This window comes from Acidaminococcus hominis, assembly GCF_900291475.1.
Lineage (GTDB): Bacteria > Bacillota > Negativicutes > Acidaminococcales > Acidaminococcaceae > Acidaminococcus > Acidaminococcus hominis.
The window spans coordinates 522080-547742 of the sequence record NZ_OLMM01000004.1; the positions used below are offsets into that span (position 1 = coordinate 522080).

General features: G+C 56.0%; 27 protein-coding genes and 1 tRNA gene. 1 reads left to right on the forward strand and 27 read right to left on the reverse strand.

Going from position 1 to position 25663, the window contains the following annotated elements; translation table 11 throughout:
* Positions 1–150 precede the first annotated feature (150 nt).
* Together C7E10_RS05965 and C7E10_RS05970 are read right to left on the reverse strand one after the other, a co-directional pair.
* On the reverse strand, positions 151–834 hold the full coding sequence (locus tag C7E10_RS05965) for an LrgB family protein (RefSeq protein WP_105326418.1): 684 nt from the start codon (positions 832–834) through the stop codon (positions 151–153).
* Positions 827–1195 carry a CidA/LrgA family protein gene (locus C7E10_RS05970; protein ID WP_105326419.1) on the reverse strand — a complete coding sequence of 123 codons (369 nt, stop codon included), beginning with the start codon at positions 1193–1195 and terminating at the stop codon, positions 827–829. Before C7E10_RS05970 ends, C7E10_RS05965 begins: the two co-directional genes overlap by 8 nt.
* Positions 1196–1329: 134 nt before the next feature.
* Between C7E10_RS05970 and C7E10_RS05975 the strand changes: the two genes are divergently transcribed.
* A tRNA-Arg gene (locus tag C7E10_RS05975) sits at positions 1330–1406 on the forward strand.
* A gap of 110 nt (positions 1407–1516) precedes the next feature.
* Here C7E10_RS05975 and C7E10_RS05980 read toward each other — a convergent pair.
* From C7E10_RS05980 to C7E10_RS06100, 25 genes are all read right to left on the reverse strand, one after another.
* Positions 1517–2125 (reverse strand): porin family protein, encoded by a 609-nt coding sequence (locus tag C7E10_RS05980; RefSeq protein WP_105326420.1) that lies wholly within the window; start codon positions 2123–2125, stop codon positions 1517–1519.
* An 87-nt stretch (positions 2126–2212) separates the two neighbouring features.
* Positions 2213–3559 carry a branched-chain amino acid transport system II carrier protein gene (brnQ, locus tag C7E10_RS05985; RefSeq protein WP_105326421.1) on the reverse strand — a complete coding sequence of 449 codons (1347 nt, stop codon included), beginning with the start codon at positions 3557–3559 and terminating at the stop codon, positions 2213–2215.
* A 10-nt stretch (positions 3560–3569) separates the two neighbouring features.
* Positions 3570–4316 (reverse strand): SDR family NAD(P)-dependent oxidoreductase, encoded by a 747-nt coding sequence (locus C7E10_RS05990; protein WP_105326422.1) that lies wholly within the window; start codon positions 4314–4316, stop codon positions 3570–3572.
* Positions 4317–4510: 194 nt separating this feature from the next.
* Positions 4511–4708 (reverse strand): cold shock domain-containing protein, encoded by a 198-nt coding sequence (locus tag C7E10_RS05995; RefSeq protein WP_105326423.1) that lies wholly within the window; start codon positions 4706–4708, stop codon positions 4511–4513.
* A gap of 152 nt (positions 4709–4860) precedes the next feature.
* Positions 4861–5130 (reverse strand): GIY-YIG nuclease family protein, encoded by a 270-nt coding sequence (locus C7E10_RS06000; RefSeq protein ID WP_105326424.1) that lies wholly within the window; start codon positions 5128–5130, stop codon positions 4861–4863.
* Positions 5130–5594, reverse strand: coding sequence for a peptidylprolyl isomerase (locus tag C7E10_RS06005; protein ID WP_105326425.1), 465 nt, complete (start codon positions 5592–5594; stop codon positions 5130–5132). Before C7E10_RS06005 ends, C7E10_RS06000 begins: the two co-directional genes overlap by 1 nt.
* A gap of 35 nt (positions 5595–5629) precedes the next feature.
* Positions 5630–6847: an MFS transporter gene (locus tag C7E10_RS06010; protein ID WP_105326426.1), complete on the reverse strand. Its 1218-nt coding sequence runs from the start codon at positions 6845–6847 to the stop codon at positions 5630–5632.
* Positions 6848–6877: 30 nt separating this feature from the next.
* Positions 6878–7924: a hypothetical protein gene (locus C7E10_RS06015; RefSeq protein WP_105326427.1), complete on the reverse strand. Its 1047-nt coding sequence runs from the start codon at positions 7922–7924 to the stop codon at positions 6878–6880.
* Complete coding sequence (locus tag C7E10_RS06020) at positions 7921–8778, reverse strand: NAD(P)/FAD-dependent oxidoreductase (RefSeq protein ID WP_105326428.1); 858 nt, start codon at positions 8776–8778, stop codon at positions 7921–7923. Before C7E10_RS06020 ends, C7E10_RS06015 begins: the two co-directional genes overlap by 4 nt.
* Positions 8779–8828: 50 nt before the next feature.
* A complete protein-coding gene (locus tag C7E10_RS06025) occupies positions 8829–9404 on the reverse strand; it encodes a nitroreductase family protein (protein ID WP_105326429.1) in 576 nt (191 codons plus the stop codon).
* Positions 9405–9420: 16 nt separating this feature from the next.
* The gene (locus C7E10_RS06030) at positions 9421–9975 is read right to left on the reverse strand and encodes a hypothetical protein (protein ID WP_105326430.1); all 555 of its coding nucleotides are present in this window, start codon (positions 9973–9975) and stop codon (positions 9421–9423) included.
* Positions 9976–10089: 114 nt separating this feature from the next.
* Entirely contained in the window at positions 10090–11463 is a 1374-nt protein-coding gene (pdxR, locus tag C7E10_RS06035) for a MocR-like pyridoxine biosynthesis transcription factor PdxR (RefSeq protein ID WP_105326431.1), read from the reverse strand.
* A 161-nt stretch (positions 11464–11624) separates the two neighbouring features.
* Entirely contained in the window at positions 11625–12170 is a 546-nt protein-coding gene (locus C7E10_RS06040) for an RNA 2'-phosphotransferase (protein ID WP_105326432.1), read from the reverse strand.
* A gap of 83 nt (positions 12171–12253) precedes the next feature.
* On the reverse strand, positions 12254–12889 hold the full coding sequence (locus C7E10_RS06045) for a V-type ATP synthase subunit D (RefSeq protein WP_105326433.1): 636 nt from the start codon (positions 12887–12889) through the stop codon (positions 12254–12256).
* 3 nt (positions 12890–12892) lie between these two features.
* Positions 12893–14284: a V-type ATP synthase subunit B gene (locus tag C7E10_RS06050; RefSeq protein WP_105326434.1), complete on the reverse strand. Its 1392-nt coding sequence runs from the start codon at positions 14282–14284 to the stop codon at positions 12893–12895.
* On the reverse strand, positions 14277–16052 hold the full coding sequence (locus C7E10_RS06055) for a V-type ATP synthase subunit A (protein ID WP_199614565.1): 1776 nt from the start codon (positions 16050–16052) through the stop codon (positions 14277–14279). Before C7E10_RS06055 ends, C7E10_RS06050 begins: the two co-directional genes overlap by 8 nt.
* 6 nt (positions 16053–16058) lie before the next feature.
* Positions 16059–16385: a V-type ATP synthase subunit F gene (locus tag C7E10_RS06060; RefSeq protein ID WP_105326436.1), complete on the reverse strand. Its 327-nt coding sequence runs from the start codon at positions 16383–16385 to the stop codon at positions 16059–16061.
* 26 nt (positions 16386–16411) lie between these two features.
* Positions 16412–17407 carry a V-type ATPase subunit gene (locus C7E10_RS06065; protein ID WP_105326437.1) on the reverse strand — a complete coding sequence of 332 codons (996 nt, stop codon included), beginning with the start codon at positions 17405–17407 and terminating at the stop codon, positions 16412–16414.
* Between the two features lies 1 nt (position 17408).
* On the reverse strand, positions 17409–18017 hold the full coding sequence (locus C7E10_RS06070) for a V-type ATP synthase subunit E (RefSeq protein ID WP_105326438.1): 609 nt from the start codon (positions 18015–18017) through the stop codon (positions 17409–17411).
* A 16-nt stretch (positions 18018–18033) separates the two neighbouring features.
* On the reverse strand, positions 18034–18510 hold the full coding sequence (locus C7E10_RS06075; protein WP_105326439.1) for a V-type ATP synthase subunit K: 477 nt from the start codon (positions 18508–18510) through the stop codon (positions 18034–18036).
* 21 nt (positions 18511–18531) lie between these two features.
* Positions 18532–20385: a V-type ATP synthase subunit I gene (locus tag C7E10_RS06080; RefSeq protein WP_105326440.1), complete on the reverse strand. Its 1854-nt coding sequence runs from the start codon at positions 20383–20385 to the stop codon at positions 18532–18534.
* Positions 20379–20684 carry a hypothetical protein gene (locus tag C7E10_RS06085; RefSeq protein WP_233547543.1) on the reverse strand — a complete coding sequence of 102 codons (306 nt, stop codon included), beginning with the start codon at positions 20682–20684 and terminating at the stop codon, positions 20379–20381. Before C7E10_RS06085 ends, C7E10_RS06080 begins: the two co-directional genes overlap by 7 nt.
* A gap of 302 nt (positions 20685–20986) precedes the next feature.
* Positions 20987–21907 (reverse strand): LysR family transcriptional regulator, encoded by a 921-nt coding sequence (locus tag C7E10_RS06090; RefSeq protein ID WP_105326442.1) that lies wholly within the window; start codon positions 21905–21907, stop codon positions 20987–20989.
* A gap of 194 nt (positions 21908–22101) precedes the next feature.
* Positions 22102–24393, reverse strand: coding sequence for a hydratase (locus tag C7E10_RS06095; protein ID WP_105326443.1), 2292 nt, complete (start codon positions 24391–24393; stop codon positions 22102–22104).
* A 93-nt stretch (positions 24394–24486) separates the two neighbouring features.
* Positions 24487–25650, reverse strand: a complete 1164-nt coding sequence (locus tag C7E10_RS06100) for an isocitrate/isopropylmalate family dehydrogenase (protein ID WP_105326444.1) — start codon at positions 25648–25650, stop codon at positions 24487–24489.
* Positions 25651–25663 lie beyond the last annotated feature (13 nt).

The window sequence follows — 25663 nt, forward strand, 5'->3', positions numbered from 1 at the left end:
AATGGATAATGATAATTATAATGAGTATTTTTTATTCTATACTGTATCCCTGGAAATAGCAACAAAATTGGATAAATATGCAAAAAAGATAATTTCATTACAATTTCTTGTAACAAAATTATCTTTTTTATCCTACGCTTATTGCTGGCTTCAGCCAAAAAACAGCATCAGCCCCGTGGTCAAAATGCCGCAGACACACAGGGAAATAGAACTCATGGCCCCCTGGACCTTGCCGATTTCCAGGGCCTTGCTGGTGCCGATGGCATGGCTGCAGGCCCCGATGGCCACCCCTTCCGCTACCGGATGGGTTATGCGGAACAGCTTGGCCAGCCAGGGAACGATCACCGCCCCTTCAATGCCGGTAAACACCACCGCTGCCGCGGTGATTCCCGGAATGCCCCCGCCGCTTTCCGATATGCCCAGGGCAATGGCCGTGGTCACGCTTTTGGGCAGCATGGAAATGGAAAACACCTGGTTGGTGCCAAAAAGCCGGCACAGCAGGATGGCCGCGCCAATGCTGACCAGGCAGCCCACCGTGCAGCCAATCACCACCGAAAGAAAATTCTTATGGAGAATTTCCCGCTGCTGGTAGATATTGAGCGCCAGCACCGCCGTGGCAGGTCCCAGCATCAGGGACACCAGGGAGCCCCCTACATTGTATTGTTTAAAGGAGATACCAAAAACCGTAAGCACCACCACAATCAGCACCGCTGCCACCAGTACCGGGTTCAGCAGCAAAAGGCCGGTCTTTTTCTGGATTTTCAGCCCCAGGGCCCAGCAGGCAAAGGTCAGTGCCAGGCCAAAGAACGGATTGCTGGCAAAGGAACTAAGCATGGGGCACCTCCTGTCTGTCCCGGAACTTCAGCACCAGCTGGATGGTCCAGGCCGTAACAAAATACACCAGGGGCGTGGTCACCAGGGTTACCACCGCAAAGGGCAGCAAATAGGCCTTCAGGGTTTCCAGATACTCCACGGTTCCCACCAGGGCAGGCACAAAAAAGATGCCCATGCTGCCCATCAGAAAGGTGGCAACGCCCCGGATCTGTTCCGGTTTGATGACCTTCCGGTACAGCAGCAGGGTCAGCAGCAGAAGGCTTACCACGCTGGCCGGCATGGCCACCGGCAGCAGGTGGGTAATGCCTGCGCTGATAAGACACAGGCTGAACAACAGGGCCAGTTCAGTTACGATTTTCATGAGTTCTCCTTTTTCTGATTTGTGTATTTTTTTGCATGATTGTTTTTAGTATACTTGATTCCTGTGCAGTTGAAAAGGCATTGGCCTAAAAAAGTAGAACTTTTTTCTCAGAATTGGTATAATAGATGCGTTATGCGGTTGTAGCTCAGATGGATAGAGCATCTGCCTCCTAAGCAGAGGGTCGCGCGTTCGACTCGCGCCAATCGCACCAAAGCTGTTTCTGGGTCCTGCCTGCGGGCGGGGCCTTTTTCTTTTGGACGCAAAAAAGCGCCCTTTCCTGCCCCTTTGCAGGAGCCGGAAAAGACGCTTGCGCCGCAGCTTTTAGAATTTGTAGGATACGCCTACGTTGACACCGTGGGTCTTGGCATCAATATCGCCGGAGAAATCCTTGTACTTGCTGTCGTTGTAGGAAATATTGCCTTCCCAGTTATCGGTAAAGGCATAGCCCACGCCCACTTCGTATTGGGTGATGGTGTTGCCGATGCCAAACTTGGCCCAGCCCGTGGTCTTGTCCGTAATGGGCAGCCGGCCAATGGCGCCTACCTGATAACCGCTGGTGTTGTCATGGTAGCCATGGAGTTTGGCCCGGTTCCGTACATAGCCGCCGAAGCCGTACAGATAGGGGTTAAATTGATAAACCAGGTTTACCTGGTGGGATTGCACCGATGCATTTTCGTTGCCTTCGTGCGCTGCATACGTGTAGTCCAGACCCAAATTGTCCGCAATGCCTACCGTAGCACCTGCCCGGTACCGGGTATCACCGTCGAAGTCCACGGAATGGCCGTCTTTCTGGCCTTCCAAATGGGTGCCCACCGTAACATTGGCATCGATCTGGGCTGCTCCCGGGGCGATTTTGGCAAGCGGAGATGCGCTGGCCAGGGTCAGGGGCAGCAGGCTCATTACTGCAGCCGCAATGATAATTTTTTGCATGGGAAATCCCTCCTCGTATGAAATATCATCCCTGGATGATTGTTATTTACCTTACTATTATACACTTTTCCCCAAAAGAACGCAAAATCACGCCCGGTCGCCCACCAGCTTCACGCTGATAATGGCCAGCAGCAGGGCCACAAAGGTGGGCACTACCCAGCCCATACCCAGGCTAAACAGGGGCAGAATCTTGTAATAGCCGAGAATCTGCAGCACCAGGGGAGAATTGGCCAGGCCCTGGGGCAGTGCGCTCAGGGCGTCCCCAAAGGCAGCGATTCCGGCCAGCACCATGGGCCAGCGGTACAGCCGCTTGCTTTGGCCAAACAAAGCCCGGGCAAAAGAAGACAGAATCAGGGTAATGGCCAGGGGATACAGGAACATCAAAATAGGAATGGCCAGCACAATAATCTGGGTCAGCCCCACATTGCCTACCAGGAAGGCAATCACGGCAAAAGCCACGCACCAGCCCTTATAGCCCAGGCTCATGGGGAAGAATTCCGCAAAGGTATCGGAGCAGGCGGAAATCAGGCCGATGGCCGTCTTCAGGCAGGCCAGGGTCACGATGACAGCCTGGAGCAGGCCGCCCAAGGGGCCAAAGTAGTACTGGGCAATCTGGGCCAGGGCAATGCCCCCGTTGGCAGAAAGGGCCAGCTTGCCCATGCTGGAAGTACCCAGCCAGGTAATCATGGTGTAGATCAGGCTCATGAGGATTACTACAATCACGCCCACCTTGATAATGTCCCGGGAAACCGTTTTCCGGTCCGTGACCCCCAGGTTATGCATGGTATCCACCACGATAACGGAAAAGGCCAACATGGCCAGAACGTCCATGGTGTTGTACCCTTCCTTAAAACCGGTCAGGAAGGCATGGCCGCTGTAATCCCCCTGGGGTGCAATCATGGCCACGGACCCCATGGGGTGCAGCAGGGCGGCCAACACCAAAAGGCACAGGAAGGTCAAAAAGGCCGGGTTCAGCCATTTGCCGATGTACACAATCAGCTTGGAAGGCTTCAGGGCAAAGGCCAGGGCCACCGCCATAAACACAAAGGTAAATACGGCCAGGGCCACTGTGGGATTGGTACTCCCCAAAAAGGGCACCACCCCAATCTGGAAGGATACGGTGGCTGTACGGGGCAGGGCAAAAGCCGGCCCGATGGTCAAATACAGCAAAATGGTAAAAATCCGGGCGAAGATGGGATGCACATTGCCCGCCAGTTCTTCCACCCCGGAACTTCCGGTAAGCCCAATGGCCAAAAGGGCAAAGAAGGGCATAAATACCCCGGTAAAAATGAAGCCCCAGTTGGCGGACCAGAAATTGGATCCCGCCAGCTGCCCCATATGCACCGGGAAAATCAGATTGCCGGCCCCAAACAGCATGCCAAACAGCATGGAACCGATAAACAACGCATTGGCTCTCGTTAATTTTTTCTCCATGTGGCGCCTCCTATTTTGCCGTCAGTCCGCCGTCCACGCTGACTACAGCGCCGGTCATAAAGCTGTTCATAGGCGACAGGATGGCACAGATCATATGGGCCACTTCTTCCGGCTGGCCAATCCGTTCCATAGGATAGATGGAAGCCATGGCACTCATGGTGTAGCCGCCTTCTTCCATTTGCTTGCGCACCAGGGGCGTTTCCACATCCCCGGGGCACAGGCAGTTCACCCGCACCCAAGGCGCCAAATCCAGGGCCAGGGACTTGGTAAAGGCCACCACAGCCCCTTTGGAGGCTGCGTAGACGCTGCACCCATAGTTGCCCTCCAAAGCCGCGTCAGAGGCAATATTCAGCACCGAGGGGCCCTCCTCCTGCATAAGCGGCAGCAGGGCCTTGGTCAGGAACACCGTTCCTTTCACATTCAGGTTCATTACCTGGTCATAATCTTCTTCCGTCAGCCGGTCCAGCATCCGTTCCTGGTACATCCCGGCACAGTTCACCAGAAAATCCAGTTTCTGGTCTTCCAGGGCTGCCGCCACACTTTGGCAGCCGGCCACTGTGCTGAGATCTGCCTGGACAAACCGGGCCCTGCCGGCGCCGCTTAGGCTTTCCACCGCCTGGGCACCCTTTTGGGCATCCCGGCCAATGAGAATCACTTCCGCACCATCCTTCACCAACAGCTGGGCTGCCGCCAGGCCGATACCCGAGGTACCGCCGCTGATGACGCCCCGCTTTCCTTCCATTCCGTACGCAGCCATTGTCCAATTCCCCTTTCTGTGTGCGCAGGTCTGCTGCCCTTCCAGGCAGTTTCCCCGGCGCTGTTTCTGATTGTTATAGAATGACAGTATGCGCCGCCCAGGGCTCACCCACCCCAGACATAGAAAAAAAGGAGTATCGCATTTCTGCGACACCCCTTTCATTGCTTGGTTGTTTATTCTTCAGATGCTATATCTTACAGCTTAACAACGTTCGCAGCTTGTTCACCGCGGTTGCCTTCGACTACATCGAATTCAACAGCTTGGCCTTCTTCCAAGGTTTTGAAACCGTCGCCTTGGATTGCGGAGAAATGTACGAATACGTCGCCGCCATCTTCGCGTTCAATGAAACCATAACCCTTTTCAGCATTAAACCATTTTACTTTGCCAGTCATATTACTTGGCCTCCTAAAAAATATTGCGAAAAACGATCCACCTATCTGTGATACTTTGCGTTCAACATTCAGTAAGTCCGCTTTCTCTGAGAATCATTCTAGCATAACAGGACTGCTTTTACAAGCAAAAGTACAAGAAAAAGAGGCTGTATTCATGTAATTTTCTGAAGCTTTCCCGTAAAGCATCGAACCAGCTCCTCTTTCCTCGCTTTCTTTAAATGTTTTAGAACATACTCCCGTTTCAAGGCATCTTCCCGGCTGGAAACTTCCTCAAAATAGACCATTTCCACCGCCTTGAAGCCCCGGGTAAACTTAGCGCCTGTCCCCGCTTGATGCTGGGCCAGGCGCCGCTTTAGGTCAGTGGTCCACCCGGTGTACAGCGATCCATTGGCACAGCGGATCATATACACGTAGGCTGCCATTATTTTACGATTTCAACCTTTTCCATCACAACGTCTTCCAGGGGACGGTCACTGAAGTCCGTAGCCGTGGAGCCGATTTTGTGGACCACATCCATACCTTCGGTGATTTTGCCGAAAATGGCGTGATGGCCGTTCAGCCAGGGCGTAGGAACCAGGGTAATGAAGAACTGGCTGCTGGCGGTGTTGGGGCCGGCATTGGCCATGGACAGGATGCCCTCGCTGTCGTGGGCCAGGCCAGGACCGAATTCATCCCGAATCACGTCCTTGGAGCCGCCCCGGCCGGTACCAGTAGGGTCCCCGCCCTGGATCATGAAGTCATCGATAACCCGGTGGAAAATAATGCCGTCATAGAATTTTTCTTCCACCAATTTCAGAAAGTTGGCAGCCGTAATAGGCGCCTTATCCTCAAAAATTTCCGCAGTGAAATCCCCTAACGTTGTGTGAAAATGTACTTTTCTGTTCATATTGCATCTCCTTTTTATTTATAGACGGCAAGCCGTCAAGATACCACAGGCTGTTTCCGTACTTTTGACTGATACACGTAAATTCCGCCCACCATCAGCACCAGCCCGGTCAGGGCCAGAATCTGGCCAATGGTCATAAAGGCTCCCAGAAAACCCCCGGCCAAGGGGCCGATGGCGCCGCCCAGCTGGTCCGCTGCCGTGGCCAGGCCAAAGGCCTTGCCACGCTGGGAAACCGGAGTTTCCTGGGTCATGCTGGTGTACAGATTGGGAGCTGCTCCTGCCAGGAACAGGCCGTAGACAAAGTACAGAATGGCAAAAATCCAAATATTGTGGCCGAAATACTGGGCCACGTCCATAACGCCGGCGCTGAAAAGCACCAGGGACAGGACCCGGTTGCAGCCATAGGTATGCCCCTGGGTGCCCCAGAAAGGCGCGGCCACAATACCGGCAATCCCTGCCAGGGACAGGATTACCCCGGAAATGGTCACCACATCCGGAGCCCCCTGGAGCAGGTCGTTGACATAAATGGTCAGCAGCGGCTGCACCACCATAATGCAGGCCTTTACCAGGGCAAAAAGCAGCAGGATGCCAAACAAGGTTTTCTGGGTGAGCATGCCCCCCAGCTGCTGAAACATCCCCTGCTTGGCTTCGGCAGCCGAAGGCCCTTTGGGATGGTCCCGGGGTACCAGGAACACCAGCGCCAGAGCCGCCAGGCCCAAAGACCCCGCCGCCACCATAAAGGACATCCGCATACCAAACAGGCTGCTGAGAAAGCCCCCCAAAAGCGGCCCCATAATGCTGCCGCTGGAGTTGGCGGTCTGCATCAGTCCCATGCCCCACCCCATCCGGCTTTCCGGCAAGATGTAGGAAGCCATGGCCATACAGGCCGGCACAAACCCGCTGATGATGCCCATCAGCACCCGCACCCCCAAAAGCTGCCAGGGGTCCGTTACCAGGGCCGTAGCGGCATAACAGAAGGTCAGCCCCACCCCGGCCCGGATGGCATTGATTTTCTGCCCGGACACATCGCCCCGGGCACCCCAGTAGGGAGCCATCACCCCTGCCAGGACAAAGGTCACGGCGATAATCACCCCGGACCACATTTTGGCATTGGCCGCCGGCAGGTGCAGCTCCTGCACCAGAAATAACGGCAGGAAAGGCACTACCATGGTATAGCTGGCGCATACCAGAAAAACACAGATCCAAAGGACCCCGAAAGTCCGCTTCCAATTGGCGGACATGGCCTGATCCATGGTTACCCTCTCCTTAGGCTTGATTTTGTTTTAATAGTCCCGCACCACCAGATCCGACAGGTCTAAGGGAACCCGTCCCGGCTCCGGCTGCTGGACACTGGCCAGGGCAATGAGTTTTCCCTGGTCATCCACGTAAAAATTGTCCGGGTCCAGCCGGGCATCGCTGCCCAGCTCTGCCAGCCGCTCTTTTACCGCAGCTTCCCGGTTCTTTCCCAGAAAATACTCGTAGGTCAGCCGGCTCCCCGTATTCAGGTCAAAAACCATGCCGTACTGGAGATCCGTCCGCTCGGCCGTTAGGGAATTGGGGTCCGAACCCCCAATCAATGGGGAAACGTACACGTATTTTTTGAGCTGGGACCAGCTGGCCAGGTTGTTCACCTCGGACACCGGATAGGTCCGGTACCGGATGGGCTTGCCGGTAAATACCAGGCTCAGCAGCCCCCGCCGGTTATACGTCACCTTGCACTGGAGCTCGCCCCCCACCGGCCCGATAACGTGCCGGTATACCGAGTAGTAATTGCCCAGCTCCTGGTTGATCCGGTCCTGGACCCGGGGCGGTACTTCCCCGGTTACCTGGGGATAGGTGCTGCGGTAAACATTTTCCGCAATCTGCAGCGGCGGCCGCTTGTCTTCCTTTAGTGCCCCTTCCCGGGCCGGCGCCGCGTACCAGGCGGTGACCCCATCCCGGGTAGCCACCTTGGCCCATTCCAGGCCGTTGATTTCCCGTTTCCCAAAAATCATTCCCAGACTGCCCGCCGGGGCCGCCCGCATAATGGTATCCGGCTTTTCTTCCGGCAGGGTCCGGAGATAGCCCCCGGAAAAGGTGATCCGTTCCATCTTGTGTTCCCGGGTCACAAATTCCACCCGGGCGCCCCGTTCCCCTTCCCCAGGAGCCAAGGTCTTGGTTTCCTGGCTGGGGGCCGGGCTGGTCAGAAGTTTTTCCTGGGTGCTGGCCGCTTCCGTCCCCTTACTGGAGGCAGTGCTCTGGCTCCCGGTACTGCTGCCGCAGCCCGTCAGCAGGCTGGCAGCAAGAAGTGCCGCTAGTAATCCTGCCTGGAGCCGCCTTTCCCCGGTCATTGCCGGTGCTCCTGGAGCCACGAAGCCACAGAGAGCAGGGCCACCTGCCCTTCCCCGGCGGCCTTGTTGATCTGCCAGGGCAGGCCGGTGCAGTCCCCGGCGGCAAATACCCCGTCCACGCTGGTAGCCATCTGCCGGTTCACCGCAATAAAGCGGCCGTCCAGTTTCAGGCCCGGTAGCAGCTTTTCCAAAGGATCCGTTTCCCGGAGGATAAAAATACCGTCCACCGGTTCCGTGCCTTCCGTGGTTTTAAGGGCGGTAACCTTCTCCCCGCCTTCCACGGCGGTGGGTTTCCCCGTCCGAATGCGAATATTCTTTTCCGTAAAGGCCGGCACGGGATATGTGGCCCAAACGTCCACTTCTGCCGCCAAAGAAGCCAAAAACAGCACTTCTTCCCAGCCAGATTCCAGGGTGGTGATGACCCCAATATGTTTTCCTTTATAGAAATTCCCGTCGCAGGTAGCGCAGTAGCTGATGCCCCGTCCCAAATAATCCGCTTCTCCCGTAAGGCCCTTGCCGTGGGCCACCCCGGGAGCCAGGATGACCGTTTTGGCTTCGTAAATATCCCCCGGAGTCGCCAAGTAGAAATGGTCCTTCAGGCTCATGACGCTGAGCACCTTGTGGGGCACTACCACAGCGCCCCCTTCCTTGGCGTGAGCCAGGAAGGCGTCCATCAGCGCCTTGCCGGATTGGTCCGGCATACCCAGGTAGTTCTTGATACTGTGGGATTTGCGCAGTGCCGGGGCAAAATCCCCGGCGTCAAATAACACTGCGGACTGGTTCCGGGCGGCTGCCGTAACGGCAGCACTCAGGCCCGCAGGACCTCCGCCGATAATGGCTGTATCATAGATCATTTTGTACTCCTTGCCGGCCCTGGGTTCTGTTTTCCCCAGGGCCTACCGTTTCAGCAGAACCGGGCCACGTCCTTGAGCTTCAGCTTGGGCACGTAGTAATCCCGTTTCTCGTCCACATAGTAATCCAGGCTGCCGCCCTCCTGGGCCTCCACCAAGGTGCTTTGGTGGCTGGGATACCCCAGGGCCAGCACAATATTCACTTCCCAGCCTTCCGGCACAGAAAGGAGCTCCCCAATGGCTTTCCGGTCCACAGCTGCCATAATGCAGCTGCCTACGCCCTGTTCCCAGGCGCAGATGGCCATAGTGTCCAGGGCAATGCCCAAGTCCACATTGGTTAGCGGCCCCGCATTGTTTTCCCGGAGCACCACCACAAAAGCCGTGGGCTGTTCTCCCTGGACAGGGGTGCCGATGGCCTTGGGCAGTGCCGCCGCCCAGCGCACCAGCGGCTGCATCGCAGCCACCTTTTCCGGGCTTTTCACCACGATAAACCGCAAAGGCTGGCCGTTGCGGCCGCAGCTTCGGGTATGGGCCGTGTCCACCAGCGTATGCAGCAGCTCCTCCGGCACCGGTTTTTGGGTAAAGCGCCGGTAGGTCCGGCAGCCCTTATATAATTCAGACAAACTCATGCTGGTTCCTCCTTATTTATTCCACATCCACCAGGTAGCCCATCGCCCCATCTGCCGATAAGGTCAGCACGTGAGGCGCGTCTTCCAGAAACAGCACAGCCTGATTCTGGCGGATCTGCAGCGGCGAATTGAATACATCTACCGGCTCAAAGCCCACTACGGGCAGGGGCCGCACCACACCCAGGGCGTCCTCGCCAATCACGGACACTTCATTCAGGTGGGTCCGCCCCACCCCGTGCTTGCCGTAGCTCAGGATCAGCAAATCTTCCTTGCCGGGACGAAAGTTCAATTTATACAGGGCATAGTCCACACCCTTTTGGTAGGCCACCAGGCCGATATTCTGGTCGTTCTGCCAGGCCAGCGCCATGACCCGCTCACTGCCGGGCGTCCCCGTCAAAATAGCCGAAATCTGCCGGGGCACCCCTTTGGTAAATTCTACCGTCAGGGCCGGCTGCAGCTGGCCATTTTGGGAAAAGCCATATTTCGGGGCAAAATACTGGGCGGCTTGAACGGTCGGTATGGGCAGCGTCAAAGCCAGGGCCAAGGCAGCTGCCTCCCATTTTTTATGCATCGCCGCACCTCCTTGCTTACAGGTAACTTCTTCTTGCTTACAATTTACTTCTTATATACTATATTTTGTTCCATTATACCCTAGAACAGTAGGGAAACACAATGTACCCGGCCGCTATTTTTCCGGTACCAGGGCCCGGTACAAAGCCTTTACCCCGTCCCGGATCTTATCTTCCCCAATCCCCGCAAAGGACAGGAGAAACTCCGGGGGCTGCCCCTCCGGCGTTCCCTGGACAGGAATAATCCGCACCCCCTGCTTCAGGGCCTGCTGGGCCAATTCTGCCGCCGTGCCCGGCAGCCTTAGGGCAATGTGCAGGTGAAGCCCGGACCCGTAGCTCATGGGCAGGACCAGCTCCCCAAACACTTCCTGGAGGGCCTGGCGCAGCTGCCGACTCTTTTCCCGGTACCGGGTCCGCAGCTTTTTCACGTGCCGGGTGAGATGCCCGTCCTCAATATACTGGGCCAGGGCCAGCTGTTCCATGGTGGATGCCGTCTGGTTGTAGCGGGCTGCCACCGCCCGGTAGGCCGGCAGCAGTTTTTCCGGCAGCACCAGGTAGCTGATCCGCAGGGAAGGCAGCAGGGTCCGGGAAAAAGACCCTACGTAGATGATCTGCTCCCGGTTGCCAAAGCTGTGCAGGGCCGGGGTGGGCTGATGCAGGTAGCGGAATTCCCCATTGTAGTCATCCTCCAGCAGATACACCCGCTCCAGCTGGGTGGCCACAATCAGGTTATTCCGTTCCCGTTCTGTCAGGGCCCGCCCCTTGTAGGGGTTGGCGGGAGAGATCATCAGCAGCCCCGGCCAGTCCGCCTTGGGGTCCCCAGGGTCAAAGGTCTGGGTTTCCCAGCCCAGCAGGTGGAATACCTGCTCCGCCTGGGGAAAGCCCGGTGCCTCCAGTCCCACCCGTTTGGGCTCCACCGGCAAAATGGACAGCAGAATCACCAAAAGGGCCTGAAGGCCGGCCCCTACCAGGATCTGTTCCGGAGTGCACACTACGCCCCGGGCACTGTAGCTGTACCGGGCCAGGACCTCCCGCAGTACCGGTTCCCCCTGGGGGTCCCCGTAGCCGGCCAGCGCCCCAGGACTATGCAGCACCTTGTTCAGGCAGCGCCGCCACAGCACCGTATCGAAGGTGGACGTATCAATGTAATTATTGGAAAAATTATAGAGCACAGGAGGCGCTTTTTTCTCTTTTTCCGCCCTAGCCCACTGGGGCCGTACCTTTTTAGGGGCAGGAATCCTCCCGGTATCCACCACCTGGTAGCCCCGGCTGGGCAGGTTCTGGACGTAGCCCTCGTCAATGAGGATTTCGTAGGCCGCCTCCGCCGTAGTCCGGCTCAGCTTCAGGTCCCGGTTCAGCTTCCGGATGCTGGGCAGGAACTCCAGGGGCAGCAGCCGCCCTTCCCGGATTTCCTGCCGGAAATAGCTGGCCAGCTGCCGGTACAAGGGCCCCTGGCCCCGCTCCGGACGAAAATTAAACGTGGTTGCCAACGCTTGCTGCCTCCTTTACTTTGTCAAACTGTGTTTCCTTATTCTACCACAATTTACCCCTTTTAGAGCACAGTCCCCTTTACTGCACGTTCTGCGTTCTAACTTCTTAGCGCCCTGTGCCCTTCGCCCAGCTTCCTATACACCAAGCTCGTCCAAATCTGTTAATCTGCCTCCGCCGTTCGCTTTAAATATTGGGCAGGCACACCTTTGGTCAGCCACACCCCGTTTACAGACTGATAAAACCGGAAGCCGGCCTTCTCCATTTCTCCCGCGGCAACCCGGTAAACCACAGGCTTGCCGTGGCGGGCCCCCACCTTCACGGCGGTTGCGTAGTCCCCGGACAGATGCACATACAGCCTGGATTTGGGTATCAGGCCCTGGGCCTCAATGGACGCGGTATACTTTTCACCGGTGCCGTGCCACAGCACTTCCGGCGGCGTCTTTTCTGCCAGTTCTACGTCCACGGGAAGGGAGTGTCCCTGGTTGGCCCGAATCAGCGTATGGTCCTCGTTAAAGGAATAGCGCTGCTTGCTGTCCGTGCGCACGATTTCTTCTAGCATCGCCCGATCAAAGGGCTGCTGCCTGGCAATCCCCGCAACCACTTCCTCCACCTTGGCCCAGCCGTGCCGGTCCAGGGTAATGCCGATTACCTCCGGCTTATGCCGCAGGATTAACGCCAGAAATTTGCTTGTTTCGTTGAGTGACATGCTGCACCTCCTAGGGCAAAATCCAAAAGAGGCTGGGAAAAAATGAAACCTCATTTTTTCCCAGCCTCTTATTTTCCGGCACCCTACGCCTGCTTGGCCATAATTTCCTTGGCCTTCATCAGGCGCACCGTGCTGGCTCTTTCGTTCTCGCTGAGCTTCATGGTGATATACTTGATGCTCTCCTGCATTTCCGGAATCATCACGTATTCCAGGGCGTTAACCCGCCGGCGGGTCTTTTCGATTTCATCTGCCAGCATATTGCAGGTCTTTTCCACCTCTGCCAGTTCCAACAGTTCCGGCAAAAGGGTGGTCAGTTCTGTTACAGCCGTATCCAGTTCTTCCGCCGTAAAAGCAAAGGAATAGGGAATGGACGCAGCATCGTCCGCCGTGTTGCCGGTGTACTTCAGTGACGGCACCTCCACGCTCATCACGTTCTTCCGGCCCACTTCAAACTCGGCACTCCGTGCCGGGTACAGCAGGGCTTCGTTGACGCTCAGGGCCCCCATATGGGCCTTGGCCATCCCGAAATGCCGGGAAACGTTCTGGAGGGCTTTTTCCATTTTCTGCCGGAGTTCATGGTTGCGGCGGATGTAGATCATGAACTGCCGCACCATTTCGTCCCGCTTGTCCTTCAGCAATTTATGTCCCCGAACGGCAGTGGCCAGCCGGTTCTTCAGCCGGGTCAGCTCCATCCGGGTAGGGTTTACGTTTGTAGCCATGGGTTATTCCCCCTCGCTGCCATCCGCCGGTTTGTAGTACTTGTCCAGATATTCATCACGGATACGTTTCAGTTCGGATCTGGGCAGGATACCCAAAAGCTTCCAACCCAAGTCCAAAGTCTCCTCAATGGAGCGGTTGGTCTGGTAGCCCTGGGACACGTATTCCCGTTCAAAAGCATCGGCGAATTTGGCATACAGCTTATCCACCTTGCTCAGGGCCGAATCCCCCAGGATGGTGGCCAGTTCCTTGGCCTGCTTGCCCCGGGAGTATGCAGCAAACAGCTGGTTCATGGTATCGGCATGGTCTTCCCGGGTCTTGCCCTTGCCCACGCCCTTATCTTTCAGCCGGGACAGGGACGGCAGCACGTCAATCGGCGGCGTCAGCCCTTTCCGGTACAGTTCCCGGGACAGGATAATCTGCCCTTCGGTAATGTACCCGGTCAAGTCGGGAATGGGGTGGGTCTTATCGTCTTCCGGCATGGAAAGGATAGGAATCATGGTAATGGACCCCTTCTTGCCCTTGATCCGGCCGGCCCGTTCGTACATGGTAGCCAGGTCCGTGTACAGGTAGCCAGGATAGCCCCGGCGGCCGGGCACTTCCTTACGGGCAGCGGATACTTCCCGCAGGGCATCGGCGTAGTTGGTAATATCCGTAATGATAACCAGTACGTGCATATCCAGCTCAAAGGCCAGATATTCAGCAGCGGTAATGGCCATACGCGGCGTTGCAATCCGTTCTACAGCCGGGTCGTTGGCCAGGTTGATGTACATCACCGCACGGCTCAAGGCGCCGGTCCGGTTAAAGTCCTGCATGAAGAAGTTGGCTTCTTCAAAGGTAATCCCTACGGCGGCAAACACTACGGCGAATTTTTCGCCGGTGCCCAGTACCTTGGCCTGCCGGGCAATCTGGGCAGCCAATTGGGCATGGGGCAGACCGGAACCGGAGAATACCGGCAGTTTCTGGCCCCGGACCAGGGTGTTCAGCCCGTCAATGGCGCTGACCCCGGTTTGGATAAATTCCGAAGGATAGTCCCGGGCAGCCGGGTTCATGGGTTCCCCGTTGATATCCAGGAACTTTTCCGGAATAATGGGCTTGCCTCCGTCAATGGGGCGGCCCATGCCGTCGAATACCCGGCCCAGCATATCGGGAGATACCCCCAGCTGAATGCCGTGGCCCAGGAAACGGGCCTTGGCCGTAGCCGGACGCAGCCCCTGGGAGCTTTCAAACAGCTGTACCAGGGCCTTGTCCCCGTCGATGACCAGCACACGGCCGCTGCGGACTTCCCCGTTTTCCTGGTGGATTTCCACCAGTTCATCGTAGGTGGCACCCTGTACCTGGTCCACCAGCATCAGAGGGCCGACTACCTCGCGAATGGTCTTATAATCTTTACGCATTGTCGTCACCCTCTTCCGTCAGTTCTGCAAAGGCCTGTTCCAATTCCTTGTTCAGTTCGGCGAACTTTTCCTTCCGTTCGCTTTCCGGAATGTACTTGGCACGGCCAATCTTTTCCCGGATAGGCATTTCAATGATCTTATCCAGGTTCACATGCTTGGTCATGGCTTCCAAAGCCTGTTCGTACCAGGTAATGATCAGCTTCAGCATGTCGTATTGTTTTTCCAGGGAAGTGTACGTATCCACTTCGTGGAAGGAGTTCTGGTGCAAAAAGTCTTCCCGAATGGACCGGGCGCATTCCATGGTGATCCGGTCCTTGAAGCCCAGGGCATCGATACCTACCAGGCGGACGATTTCGTTCAGGCTGGATTCTTCCTGCAAGATTTCCATGGTGGTGCCCACCAGTTTGGACCAGTCCGGCGCCACGTGCTTGTCGTAGTAGGCCCGCAGCCGATCGGAATACAGGGAGTAGCTCTGCAGCCAGTCGATGGCCGGGAAATGCCGGGCATAGGCCAGGGCAGAGGACAGGCACCAGAATACCTTGACAATCCGCAGGGTAGCCTGGGAAACCGGTTCAGAAATATCGCCGCCAGGAGGGGATACGGCCCCAATGGCAGAAACGGCGCCTACCCGGTCATCCTTGCCCAGGCATTCCACCTCGCCGGCCCGTTCGTAGTACTCTGCCAGACGGGAAGACAGGTACGCCGGGTACCCTTCTTCACCGGGCATTTCTTCCAACCGGGAGGACATTTCACGCAGGGCTTCTGCCCAACGGGAAGTGGAGTCGGCCATAATGGCCACCTTGTAGCCCATATCCCGGTAATACTCGGCAATGGTAATGCCCGTATAAATGGAAGCTTCACGGGCGGCCACCGGCATATCCGAGGTATTGGCAATCAGCACCGTCCGCTTCATCAGCGGCAGCCCGGTGCGGGGGTCGTTCAGGGCCGGGAATTCGTTCAATACGTCGGTCATTTCGTTGCCCCGTTCGCCGCAGCCTACGTAGACGATAATATCTGCATCGGCCCACTTGGCCAGCTGGTGCTGGATAACCGTCTTGCCGCTGCCGAAAGGCCCGGGCACTGCTGCCACGCCGCCCTTGGCAATGGGGAACAGGGTATCGATAACCCGCTGCCCGGTTACCATGGGTTCATCCGGAGGCAGCTTTTCCTTATAAGGACGGGCCACCCGTACCGGCCATACCTGGAGCATGGGGTATTCCGTGACCTTGCCCTGTTTGTCTTTCAGTTTGTACACCGGGTCCAGGATGGTGGCTTCCCCCTGGTAAACCCATTCCACCGTGCCGCCCTTGCCAGGAGGCACCATGACTTTATGGAGTACGGCCGGGGTTTCCTGGACGGTACCAATCACGTCCCCGCCGGACACTTCGTCTCCGACTTTGGCCACGGGCACGAACTCCCATTTTTTCTGCCGGTCCAGCTTGGGCACATCAATACCCCGGCGGATTCTATCCCCGGCCAGTTTATAGATTTCCTCCAGCGGCCGCTGGATCCCATCGAAAATACTTTCGATCAGGCCAGGTGCCAGTTCTACGGACATGGGCACCCCGGTGGATTCCACCGGTTCCCCCGGTCCCAGGCCGGCCGTTTCTTCGTATACCTGAATGGAGGCTTTATCATCCCGTAATTCGATAACCTCACCGATCAAATGCTTATCGCTGACGCGGACCATATCATGGAGTTCCACGTCCTTCATGCCTTCAGCAACAATCAGCGGGCCGGATACTTTTACGATTTTTCCACTCACAATCTATCCCTACCCTTCCTTGAACAGAATATCGGCGCCCACTGCTTTTTCCACGTTTTCCCGAACACGCTGCATACCCAAGCCCAGGGACTTATTGCCGCTGGGAATGAGAATGATGGCAGGAAAGGTAGCGGCAGCGTATTCGTCAATCACTGCTTTGGCTTTCTGGGCAGCGGTTTCCGTAATGTAGATGACCACATACCCGGCATCCGCCAGCTTGTGGATCCTGCGCTCTATTTTTTCCTGTTCTTCTTCGTAGAACACGTCAAAACCAACGGCCTTGAAGATCATAACGGAGCTGGGATCACCGATCACTGCTATTTTCTTTTTTTCCATTTTCATCCTCCCAAGCTTCCGGGCCCTTACGCATAGACCTCCGGCAGCGTTACTTCAAAGCCGCCCTGCAGTCCGCCGAATATCAGCCGCAGAGCTTCCGCCTCGGTTTCCCGGGCCATCAGGTAGCCCACAATGGGGCCCAGGGTGTGGGTATCCCATTTGGCCCGCCGGATGATCAGGCTGAGGCCTTCCTTCATCCGTTTGGGGATTACACCCAGCTCGTTGGTCTGGGCATATTCGTTGATGGCCTGGATCAGTTCCCCCTTGTGGGAACCCTGTCCCAGGCTGGCGCCCAGCTGTTCCGCCGGTACGTCCAAACTCTCCTCAAACACCTTCAGGGGGATTTCCCCGCAAGTAATCAGCACCTGGCGCAGTTTGGCCACGTCCCAGTGCAGGTTCTGAGCCCGGATCAGACTCAGGGTATTGGTAAAGTCCGCCCACAGGGAAAAGTACTCCCGGATAAAGCCGTGTTCCTTTTTCCGGTCCAGTACTTCCTGGGCCTGGGCAAACATGGCCTGGTCCAATTGGGCGCTGAGCAGGAAGGGATCCGGTTCCCGGTTCAGTTCTCCCTCAATAGCTTCCAGCGTATGCTGGTAGATGGGGGGCAGATCTTCGTAATACTTGGTCTGGACCATATCCTTCAGGTCCTGGAGGGAAAAGTTTCCGCCCTCCCGCAGAATGTCGTCGGCAGAAGTCCCCAAAAGCCGGGCCTTCAAAAGGGCCTTCAGGTTGTGGGTATCCACCGGCAGCAAAAACAAGCCTGTCAGTTCCGGATCCGGAGTAATTTCCTGAATCCGTTTCCGGGTCAGCTGGAGCTGTTCCCGGATAATCAAATCAATTTCACCCAGGGCGATTTCCTGTTCTGTGGTCTGGTTTTCACCATACCCGGTTTCCATCAGCAGCTTGATGGCTTCCTGGGAACTGCCTGCTTCGGCAATCCGGCGCAGCTGCGCTGCTGTAAGGAGATGGGTGGACAGAACACTGATGCGGCCCAGGGCATATTCATAACTGGGCTGGGGCATCTTACTTCACCTCCGCGCCAAACAGAAGCTCTGCTACGCGATATTCCTCCTGATCACGCACATCCTGCAGCAAGGTGGCAAAAGAGCCATCGTAATCACAGCTCTTGCCCCGGATCAGCACGCCGCCGTCAAAAGCAGCCGCGTCCTGGGCCAGCTTCAGGTCGCCCTCTTTCCCCTGCTGCCGCAGTTCCTTGTTCAGCTTCTTCAAAAACCCGCCTTCATAAATGGCACGGTCCTTGGCGGGAACCACCAGTTCCTCGTGCCCTTCCAGGTCGCAGGACAGCACAATCCGGGTAATCAGGGCTTCCCAATCTGCCTGAGGCAGCGCTGCCAGCCGGGCAGCGGCCTCCGTAAAGGCTTCCTGGATCACAGCCCGCTTGCTGGCCAAGGTGTCCTTCCGGGACTGCAGCTCACCAATGAGCTGCTGCCGGACGGCGGCTTCCTTGGCTTCAGTTTGGGCCTTGGCGGTTACGTCCGCTGCTTCTTCCTTGGCCTTGGCCAGAATCCGGTCTGCCTCCTTGGTAGCCTTTTCCTGGGCTGCGGCCGCGATGGCTGCCGCGTCCTGCTTCGCTTCTTCTTCTATCTTCTGAATAATCTTATCGCCTGCCACGACGCGTCCACCTCACTTATAGTTTAATGCCGTTCACCATGATGAAGGAAATCAACAGGGACAGTACGGCGTAGGTTTCTACCATAGCCGTCAGGATGATGCCTTTACCAGTTTCTTCCGGGCGTTTTGCCGTCAGATAAATACCGGAAGCAGCCACCTTGCCCTGGTAGATAGCGGAAAGCAGACCGCCAATGCCCATGGGCAGGGAAGCAAAGAAGAAGGCCAGTCCCTGATACGTGGTCAATTCCTTGATATCGCCGCTGATAACCCCCAGATTCAAGATGATGATGAAGGCAATCAACAGGCCGTAAATGCCCTGGGTACCAGGCAGAGCCTGCAATACCAGAACGTTACCAAACTTATCCGGGTCTTCACTGACCACGCCGGAAGCTGCCTGACCAGCAATCCCTACACCAATGGCGCTTCCTACGCCTGCCAGAGCTGCTGCCGTGGCAGCGCCGCCAAATGCCAGAGCCGTTCCTAAAGTAATCATAATTACATCCTCCTTAAGGTTTTATTTCGTGATATCTGTATATTTGGTCCGCAGGGCCAAGGGCAGGAACGCCCGGCCGCCGGCCTCATAAAACTTGCCGAAAAACTCGATATACTGCAGCCGGCTGCTGTGCACGAAGGCACCCAGCACGTTGATGATGATGTTGAAATAGTGACCGGCAAAAAGCACCAGGATAGCAGCCACAATGCCAATTGGGCCAGCACCCCACAGCATCTGGGCCACGGTATTGATAACCATGGCGATAACGCCGGTAGCAAGCCCCAGGGCGAAAATCCGGGAGTAGCTCAAAAGGTCACTCAGATACCCGCTGATATTGTACAGGCTCAGAAGCCCGCCCAGCAGGCGGCTGACAATGCCCTTCTTTTCCCGTCCGCCGAACAAGATGATGATGGCGGCACCCAAAATGGCCAGGTACTTGCCCAAGGGGCCCGGTACCAGTGCCATGGCAAAGAATCCGGCAAACATGATCAGCCAGCTCACTTCATCACAAATGGCCCCCAGCATATCCCCATCCCGGATCAGCAGATACGTTTTGATCAGCATCCCGGTAACCAGATGGAGGACCCCCAGGCCAAAGCACAGGGCCAGCATCTTGATGGGCTCTTTCATGGGCACAAACAGCAAGGGTTTCCATTCCAAACCAAACCAGCCGCCAAACATGGCGCCCCAGATAATGGTAGAAATGCTGCCGAAGAAAATGACCATAGCCAGTTTCCCGGCAAACCCTTCCGGTTTGAATTTCTTCATGGCGATGTACAGCATAATGGTCAGTACCAGCCCGTACCCGGCATCGGAAAGCATCATCCCAAAGAAGATGAAATGGAACGGGGCCATAATGGCATCCGGGTCAAAGGAGCCAGCCATGGGTAGGGAGTACAGCTCCACCACCGACTCGTAGGGCCGGACCAAGGAATTGTTTTCCAGCACCGTAGGTGGGATTTCCCCGTCCGGTTCTGCAAAGGAAATTTCAAAAGCATCGGTGACGCTGCGGATAACTTCTTCCACGTGCTTTGTCCGGTCTTTCCGGACCCAGCCCTGGACCCTAAAAGCCTTGGCGGTTTCTACCCCGCCGTTGGCCAGCCGGGCGTTGGCCGCGGACAGCTGGTCATAGTACAGCTCCAGCTGCTGCTTTTGGCCGCCGAGCTCCTGGGTTTCCTTTCTGAGCTCTGCCACCTTCTCTTCCCGCTGGCGGATTTCCTCCAACAGTTCAGCTTTTACCTGCTGGGCCGTACCGCTGCGTTTGGGCAGCACCGCTTCGCTGAAGTCATTTTCCTTTAACAGGTGCTTGACCTCCTCGTCGGCGCTGAGATAGGCGATGATTACCACCGCCTGCCCGTCTTCACTGAGGCCATAGACGCTCAGCTCCACCGGCAGGTCCTTGAGCCCTTCCCGAACGGTTTCCAGCTGGGTATCGGGCAAAAAGCCCGCATAGCACCGGGTGGTCTCCGTAAAAGCCAGCTGCTCCAAAGGAACGTCCAGCTGCAGCCAGGGTTCCAGACTGTCCGCCTGGGTCCTTAAAGCCGCCGCTTCACTTTCCAGGGAAGCAATCTTGCCGGCAATGGTGTCCAGCTGCTCGGTGAGCTGCCGCCCCTGATCGTTCTTCTTCAGGAAGTCCCCATAGGATACCCGCTCCTTTTGGGGGAACAGGGCACTTTTGGCCCCGTTCTGCACCATAAAGCGCAGAGCCTGCCCGGCCTTATCCAGCTGGGCACTGACTTCTTCGGAACCCTCCAGGGCTTTGCTGTCCTCTTCCGGTTCCAGCATGACACTGCCATCTTTTTGCAGGGCCAGGTACAGGGCATCGCGATCCGCCTTCAACGCGTACAGCGTCAGCTTTTGCATGGGAACTAACATGCGATCACGACCTTTTCCATAATATAGTCCACTGCCTGGGGCAGATTCTTCCGGGCCTTGGCAGCCACAGCGTCAGCTTCGCCCTTTTTCTGGGTAATGGCAGCCTCGGCTTCCGTCTTGGCCGCAGCTTCTGCAGCCGCTACCGTTTCAGCCGCCCGTTTCCGGGCTTCCTGCAATACTTCTGCAGCCTGGGCGTGGGCCTTTTCCTGGGCCTGGCGCAGGGTGCTGCGAGCATCTGCAGCCGCCTGTTTTTTCAGTTCGTCTGCCTGCTGCTCGGCATTTTTTATTTCTTCTAACATGGACATGGTTTCACCACCTTTGTACCGTAGAGAGATTCATTACAGTTATGGTATATACATTCTACAGAGCTAGAAAAATCCCTTCTGGTACTTAGAATATATATAATTATACTATATATTTAATGATAATAGGGGATTTTGTAACATATTTTTAAGAAAAGTTATCAATTAATTAGATATGTTTTTCGTAAAACGCCTTTTTTTCTCACATTTTGGCCCACCCTACATGGATTTTCCAGTCTCAAAACACTTTCTGCGGCTGTTAAAAAGAACCCTGCCAGACTTCCCCGGCAGGGCCCTTTTTAGACTTCCCGGCTGCCAAATTCCCGCTTCAGCAGGTCAATGAAATACCGTTCCGCTTTATTCAGATAGCTGTTCTTCTTATAAATGGCATTGATGTTCCACTGAAAAGGATGGGGAGAATAATCGTAGCAATACCGGGCATAATCCGGCCCCAGGATTTTCTTGGCCCGGCCGGGCACAATGGTAAAGCCCAGGCCGCAGGCTGCCAGCTGGACCGCCGTCATGCTGCTTTCCACTTCCATCAGTTCCTTGGGGGAAATATCATACTGGCGGAAAATCCGCTCCACCTGGGCATGGATGGAATGACGCTTCTTGATGCCGATAAAGGGCATATGCTCCAGTTTCTTCAGATCCACCAGCCGGCTGGCCTTGTCCAGGAACATATCGTCCGTAAAGGCATCTTCCGCCGCAATCAGCTGCACCTTTTCCCGGTAGATCAGTTCCGTCACCATGGGCACCGGCAGATACTCCTGGTCCCGGGGGCAGACCAGGAAGGTCACCTTATTATTCTTCAGCAGCTCAATCAGCTCGTCCGTACCCGCTTCCTGAATGAAAAACTCCGAATCCGGAAAGCGCTGCCGGAAGGTATTGATAATGGGCGGCAGCATATACCCTGCCCGCTCCGCCGGAATCCCCAGACTGATCCGGGCCCCCTGGCCGTCCTTCAGGTCCGCCAGGCGGTTTTTCATCTCAATCCGTTCCTGAAGAATATCCCGGGCCGTCTTCACGTAGATAATCCCCGCATCCGTCAGCGCCAAAGGCTGCTGGGACCGGTCAAAAAGCTTGACGCCGATTTCCTTTTCGATCCGGGCCAGGGCATAGCTGAGGGAAGGCTGGGAAATATACAGTTGTTTGGCCGCCTGGGTAATGTTCCGGCAGTCAGCTACAGTTACTACATATTGCAGTTCACGAAAATCCATAATGTACCCCTCACCTTGCAAGAATCAAACTATTATTACTTATATTCTACCATTTTTCAAGCCCTCTGACTGCCAAATTCCTGCGCCTTTGCCAATTTTTCTTCAGGACAGCAAAAACCCCTGGAACGGGGTCCAGGGGCTCTTGCTGGTTTTGTTGGTTTTCAGCAAAAAGGAGGATATCGCATTGCTGCGAATTACTTATTTTTAGCCTTGTTCCGGTTGAAGTTGATCAGGCAGCCAGCTTTGATGATAGCCCGTTCTTCAGCGGTCAGGTCTTTGATGTACAGGTTGATGGGGGTGGTTTCGCCGTTCTTCACCACGTAAGCGGTGATGTCCTGCAGGTCCCCATCCAGAGCTTTCCGGGCGCCGGGTACGTAGATGTAGTCGCCTACTTCAAAGGCCACCGGTTCGCCTTTCAGATGGAAAGGCAGCATGCCCCAGTTGATTACGTTGGAACGATACCGTTTGGTAGCGTAGTCTTGGGTGATGTTGGCCAGGCCGCCGATAACTCTCTGGCAGCTGGCAGCCTGTTCACGGGCAGAACCGTCGCCAGGTTTATTGGCATAAACCATGGAGCCGATTTCCGTGTTGGCAGGAGTTGCTTCCCCAGGCAGGCTCTTCAAGGTTTCGAACACAGCCTTTACTTCTTCCGGCAGGTCCTTGCCAGCTTCCCGGGCCACTTCTACTTCCTTCACAGCCTTGGTGCGGCCTACGTATTCCGGATCCCGGCGGGACAGGGTGAATTCAGCCAGGCCCAGGGGGTTGGAACGGTAGGAGGAGGTTTCACCAGAAGGAATCAGTTCGTCGGTGGTGGTAACCGGATCCAAAATCTTGGAGCAGACCTTCAGCAGTACGTTGTCACCCAGAGGCGGCATTTCCGGCCAGTCTTTGATGTTGGGGCCGTAGAACAGTTCCTGGTCCTTGTTGGCCTTGCCAAAGCCGTAGAATACACGGGCTTTGTAGGAGCTGTCGTCGAAGTGGTATTCAGGCACATTGCCGAAAGCATCGCCGTATTCTTCAGCAGAGGTCAGGATGCCGTTGTTGGCAGCGGTAGCAGCGATGGAACGAGCATCCATCAGGGCTACTGCAGCCATCTGGCCTTGGCCCGGTTTGCTGCCTTCCCGGTTGGGGAAGTTACGGGTATTGTGACGAATGGACAGGCCGTTGTTGTTGGGGGTGTCCCCTGCGCCGAAGCAAGGTCCGCAGAAAGCGGTCTTAACCACAGCACCGGCAGCCATCAGGTCCGTCAGTTCGCCCTTCTTCATCAGGTCCATATAAACGGGCATGGAAGAAGGATAAATGTTCAGGGTAAATTCGCCGGTGCCAATGGATCTGCCGCGCAGCATGTTGGCAGCTTCCACTACGTTCACGTAGTTACCGCCGGCACAGCCGCCGATAACCCCTTGCTGTACCTGGAGCTTGCCATTCACGATTTTGTCGGTCAGGGTGAATTCTGCTCTGCCCTGGCTAACCTTTTCCGCAGCCTTTTCGGTTTCCCGCAGGATGTCGCCCAGGTTGGCGTTCAGTTCGTCGATTTCGTAAGCGTTGGAAGGATGGAACGGCAGGGCAATCATGGGTTTAATGGTGGACAGGTCCACAACCACAACGCCATCGTAGTACGCTACGTCAGCCGGATTCAGTTCCTTATAGTCAGCTTCCCGATGGTGTTCCTTCAGGAAAGCATGGGTGTCTTCGTCAGTTCTCCAGATGGAGGACAGGCAGGTGGTTTCCGTGGTCATTACGTCCACAGCGTTCCGGTAGTCGGTGGTCATGGAGGAAACGCCAGGTCCCACAAATTCCATTACCTTGTTCTTTACGTAGCCGTTCTTGTAAACAGCGCCGCAGATAGCCAGGGCGATATCATGGGGTCCTACCCAGGGTTTGGGAGCACCGGTCAGGTATACAGCCACTACGCCAGGATACGGGTTGTCCCAGGTGTCCAGCAGAATCTGTTTGTCCAGTTCGCCGCCGCCTTCACCTACAGCCATAGTACCCAGAGCGCCATAACGGGTATGGCTGTCGGAGCCCAGAATCATCTTGCCGCAGCCGGCATACATTTCACGCATATATTGGTGGATAACAGCCATATGAGGGGGAACGTAGATGCCGCCGTATTTCTGGGCAGCAGTCAGGCCGAACAGATGGTCATCTTCGTTGATGGTGCCGCCTACAGCGCACAGGGAGTTGTGGCAGCAGGTCAGTACATAGGGCATGGGGAATTTTTCCATACCGGACGCACGGGCCGTTTGAATAATGCCAACGTAGGTAATATCATGGGAGGTCAGGGCGTCAAAACGGATTTTCAGGTTATCCATAGAGTCGCCGGTGTTGTGGCTTTTCAAGATGCTGTAAGCGATGGTACCTTTTTTGGCTTCATTCTTATCCAGCTTCTTGCCCAGCTGCTGCTCCGCTTTGGCAACATCTTCTTCGGCAATCAGTTCGGTACCGTGAAGCAGGTACGCACCATTTTTGTACAATTGAATCATGAGTTTCCTCTCCTTTTTTCAGGCCCTGTCCGGATGATCGCAGTCCACCCGGCCGGGGCATAGTGGCTTGTAGTCAGGCTGTTTGTATCTGGCTTATTTTGCCAGGGTATCCAGCAGATAGTCCGTGAATTCTGCAGCCGTAGCTCCGTCCTTGTCGGTGGTGATAACCACTTTCTTTTCGGTGCGGGTGCAGATATCCAGGGCATCCACCAGTTGTTGTTTCTTTTCAGGGTAGCCAATGTGGGCAATCATTTCGCCCATGGCCCGAATGAGGCTGCACGGATCGGCATACTGGGCACGGTTGTGCTGTACCAGGAAGTTGCCCACCCCATGGATGGCTTCAAACAGGGCGTATTGGTCGCCGATATTGGAGGAGCTAGCCGTTCCCAGGCCGCCCTGGTATTCGGCAGCCACGTCGGTAACAATGTCCCCGTACAGGTTGGGCAGCACAAAGACCTGCATGCCTTTGGTGAATTCCTGGTCCGTCAGTTTGGCGGCCATGGAGTCAACCAGTTCTTCCCGTACCGTAATGCCCGGGTATTCCTTTTCCAGGGCATGGGCCATTTTAATGAAGTTCCCATCCACCAGTTTCACAATATTGGCCTTGGTTACCACCGTTACATTGGTCTTGCCATTGGCTTTGGCGAATTCAAAGGCAGCCCGGCAGATCCGTTCTGCACCGGGGCGGCTCAGGACCTTGAAGTCCACTGCCAGGTCATCGTTTACCTGAATGCCCTTGTTGCCCCAGATGTATTCGCCTTCGATGTTTTCTCTAAAGAAGGTCCAGTCAATGCCCTTTTCCGGAATCCGCACCGGCCGTACTGCTGCATACAATTGCAGGGCCCGGCGCATCAGGCTGTTGGCACTGACCAGGTTGGGCCAGGGATCGCCGGCCCGGGGAGTCACAAACGGACCCTTCACCAGTACGTCGCAGGCTTTGCAGGCTTCCAGTACTTCGTCCGGCAGGCTCTGGTTCTTGGCAGCCCGTTCTTCAATGGTCATGCCTTCGATGGTGGTAAATTCCACCTTCCCAGCGGCGATTTCGTCCTTGAGCAGGAACTTTGCCACCCGCAGGGCCTGTTCCATAATGTAGGGGCCAATGCCGTCCCCAGGCAGAATGCCTACGGTAACGTGGTCCAGCTTGGTGAAATCCTTCCGGCCCGGTGCATTTTTGATGGCCTCAATACGTTTGAAATCTTCCCGGATGAGTGCTGCAAACTTCTCTGCCGCTTCACGAATAACTTGTTCTTGATCCATGTTCTTATCCCCT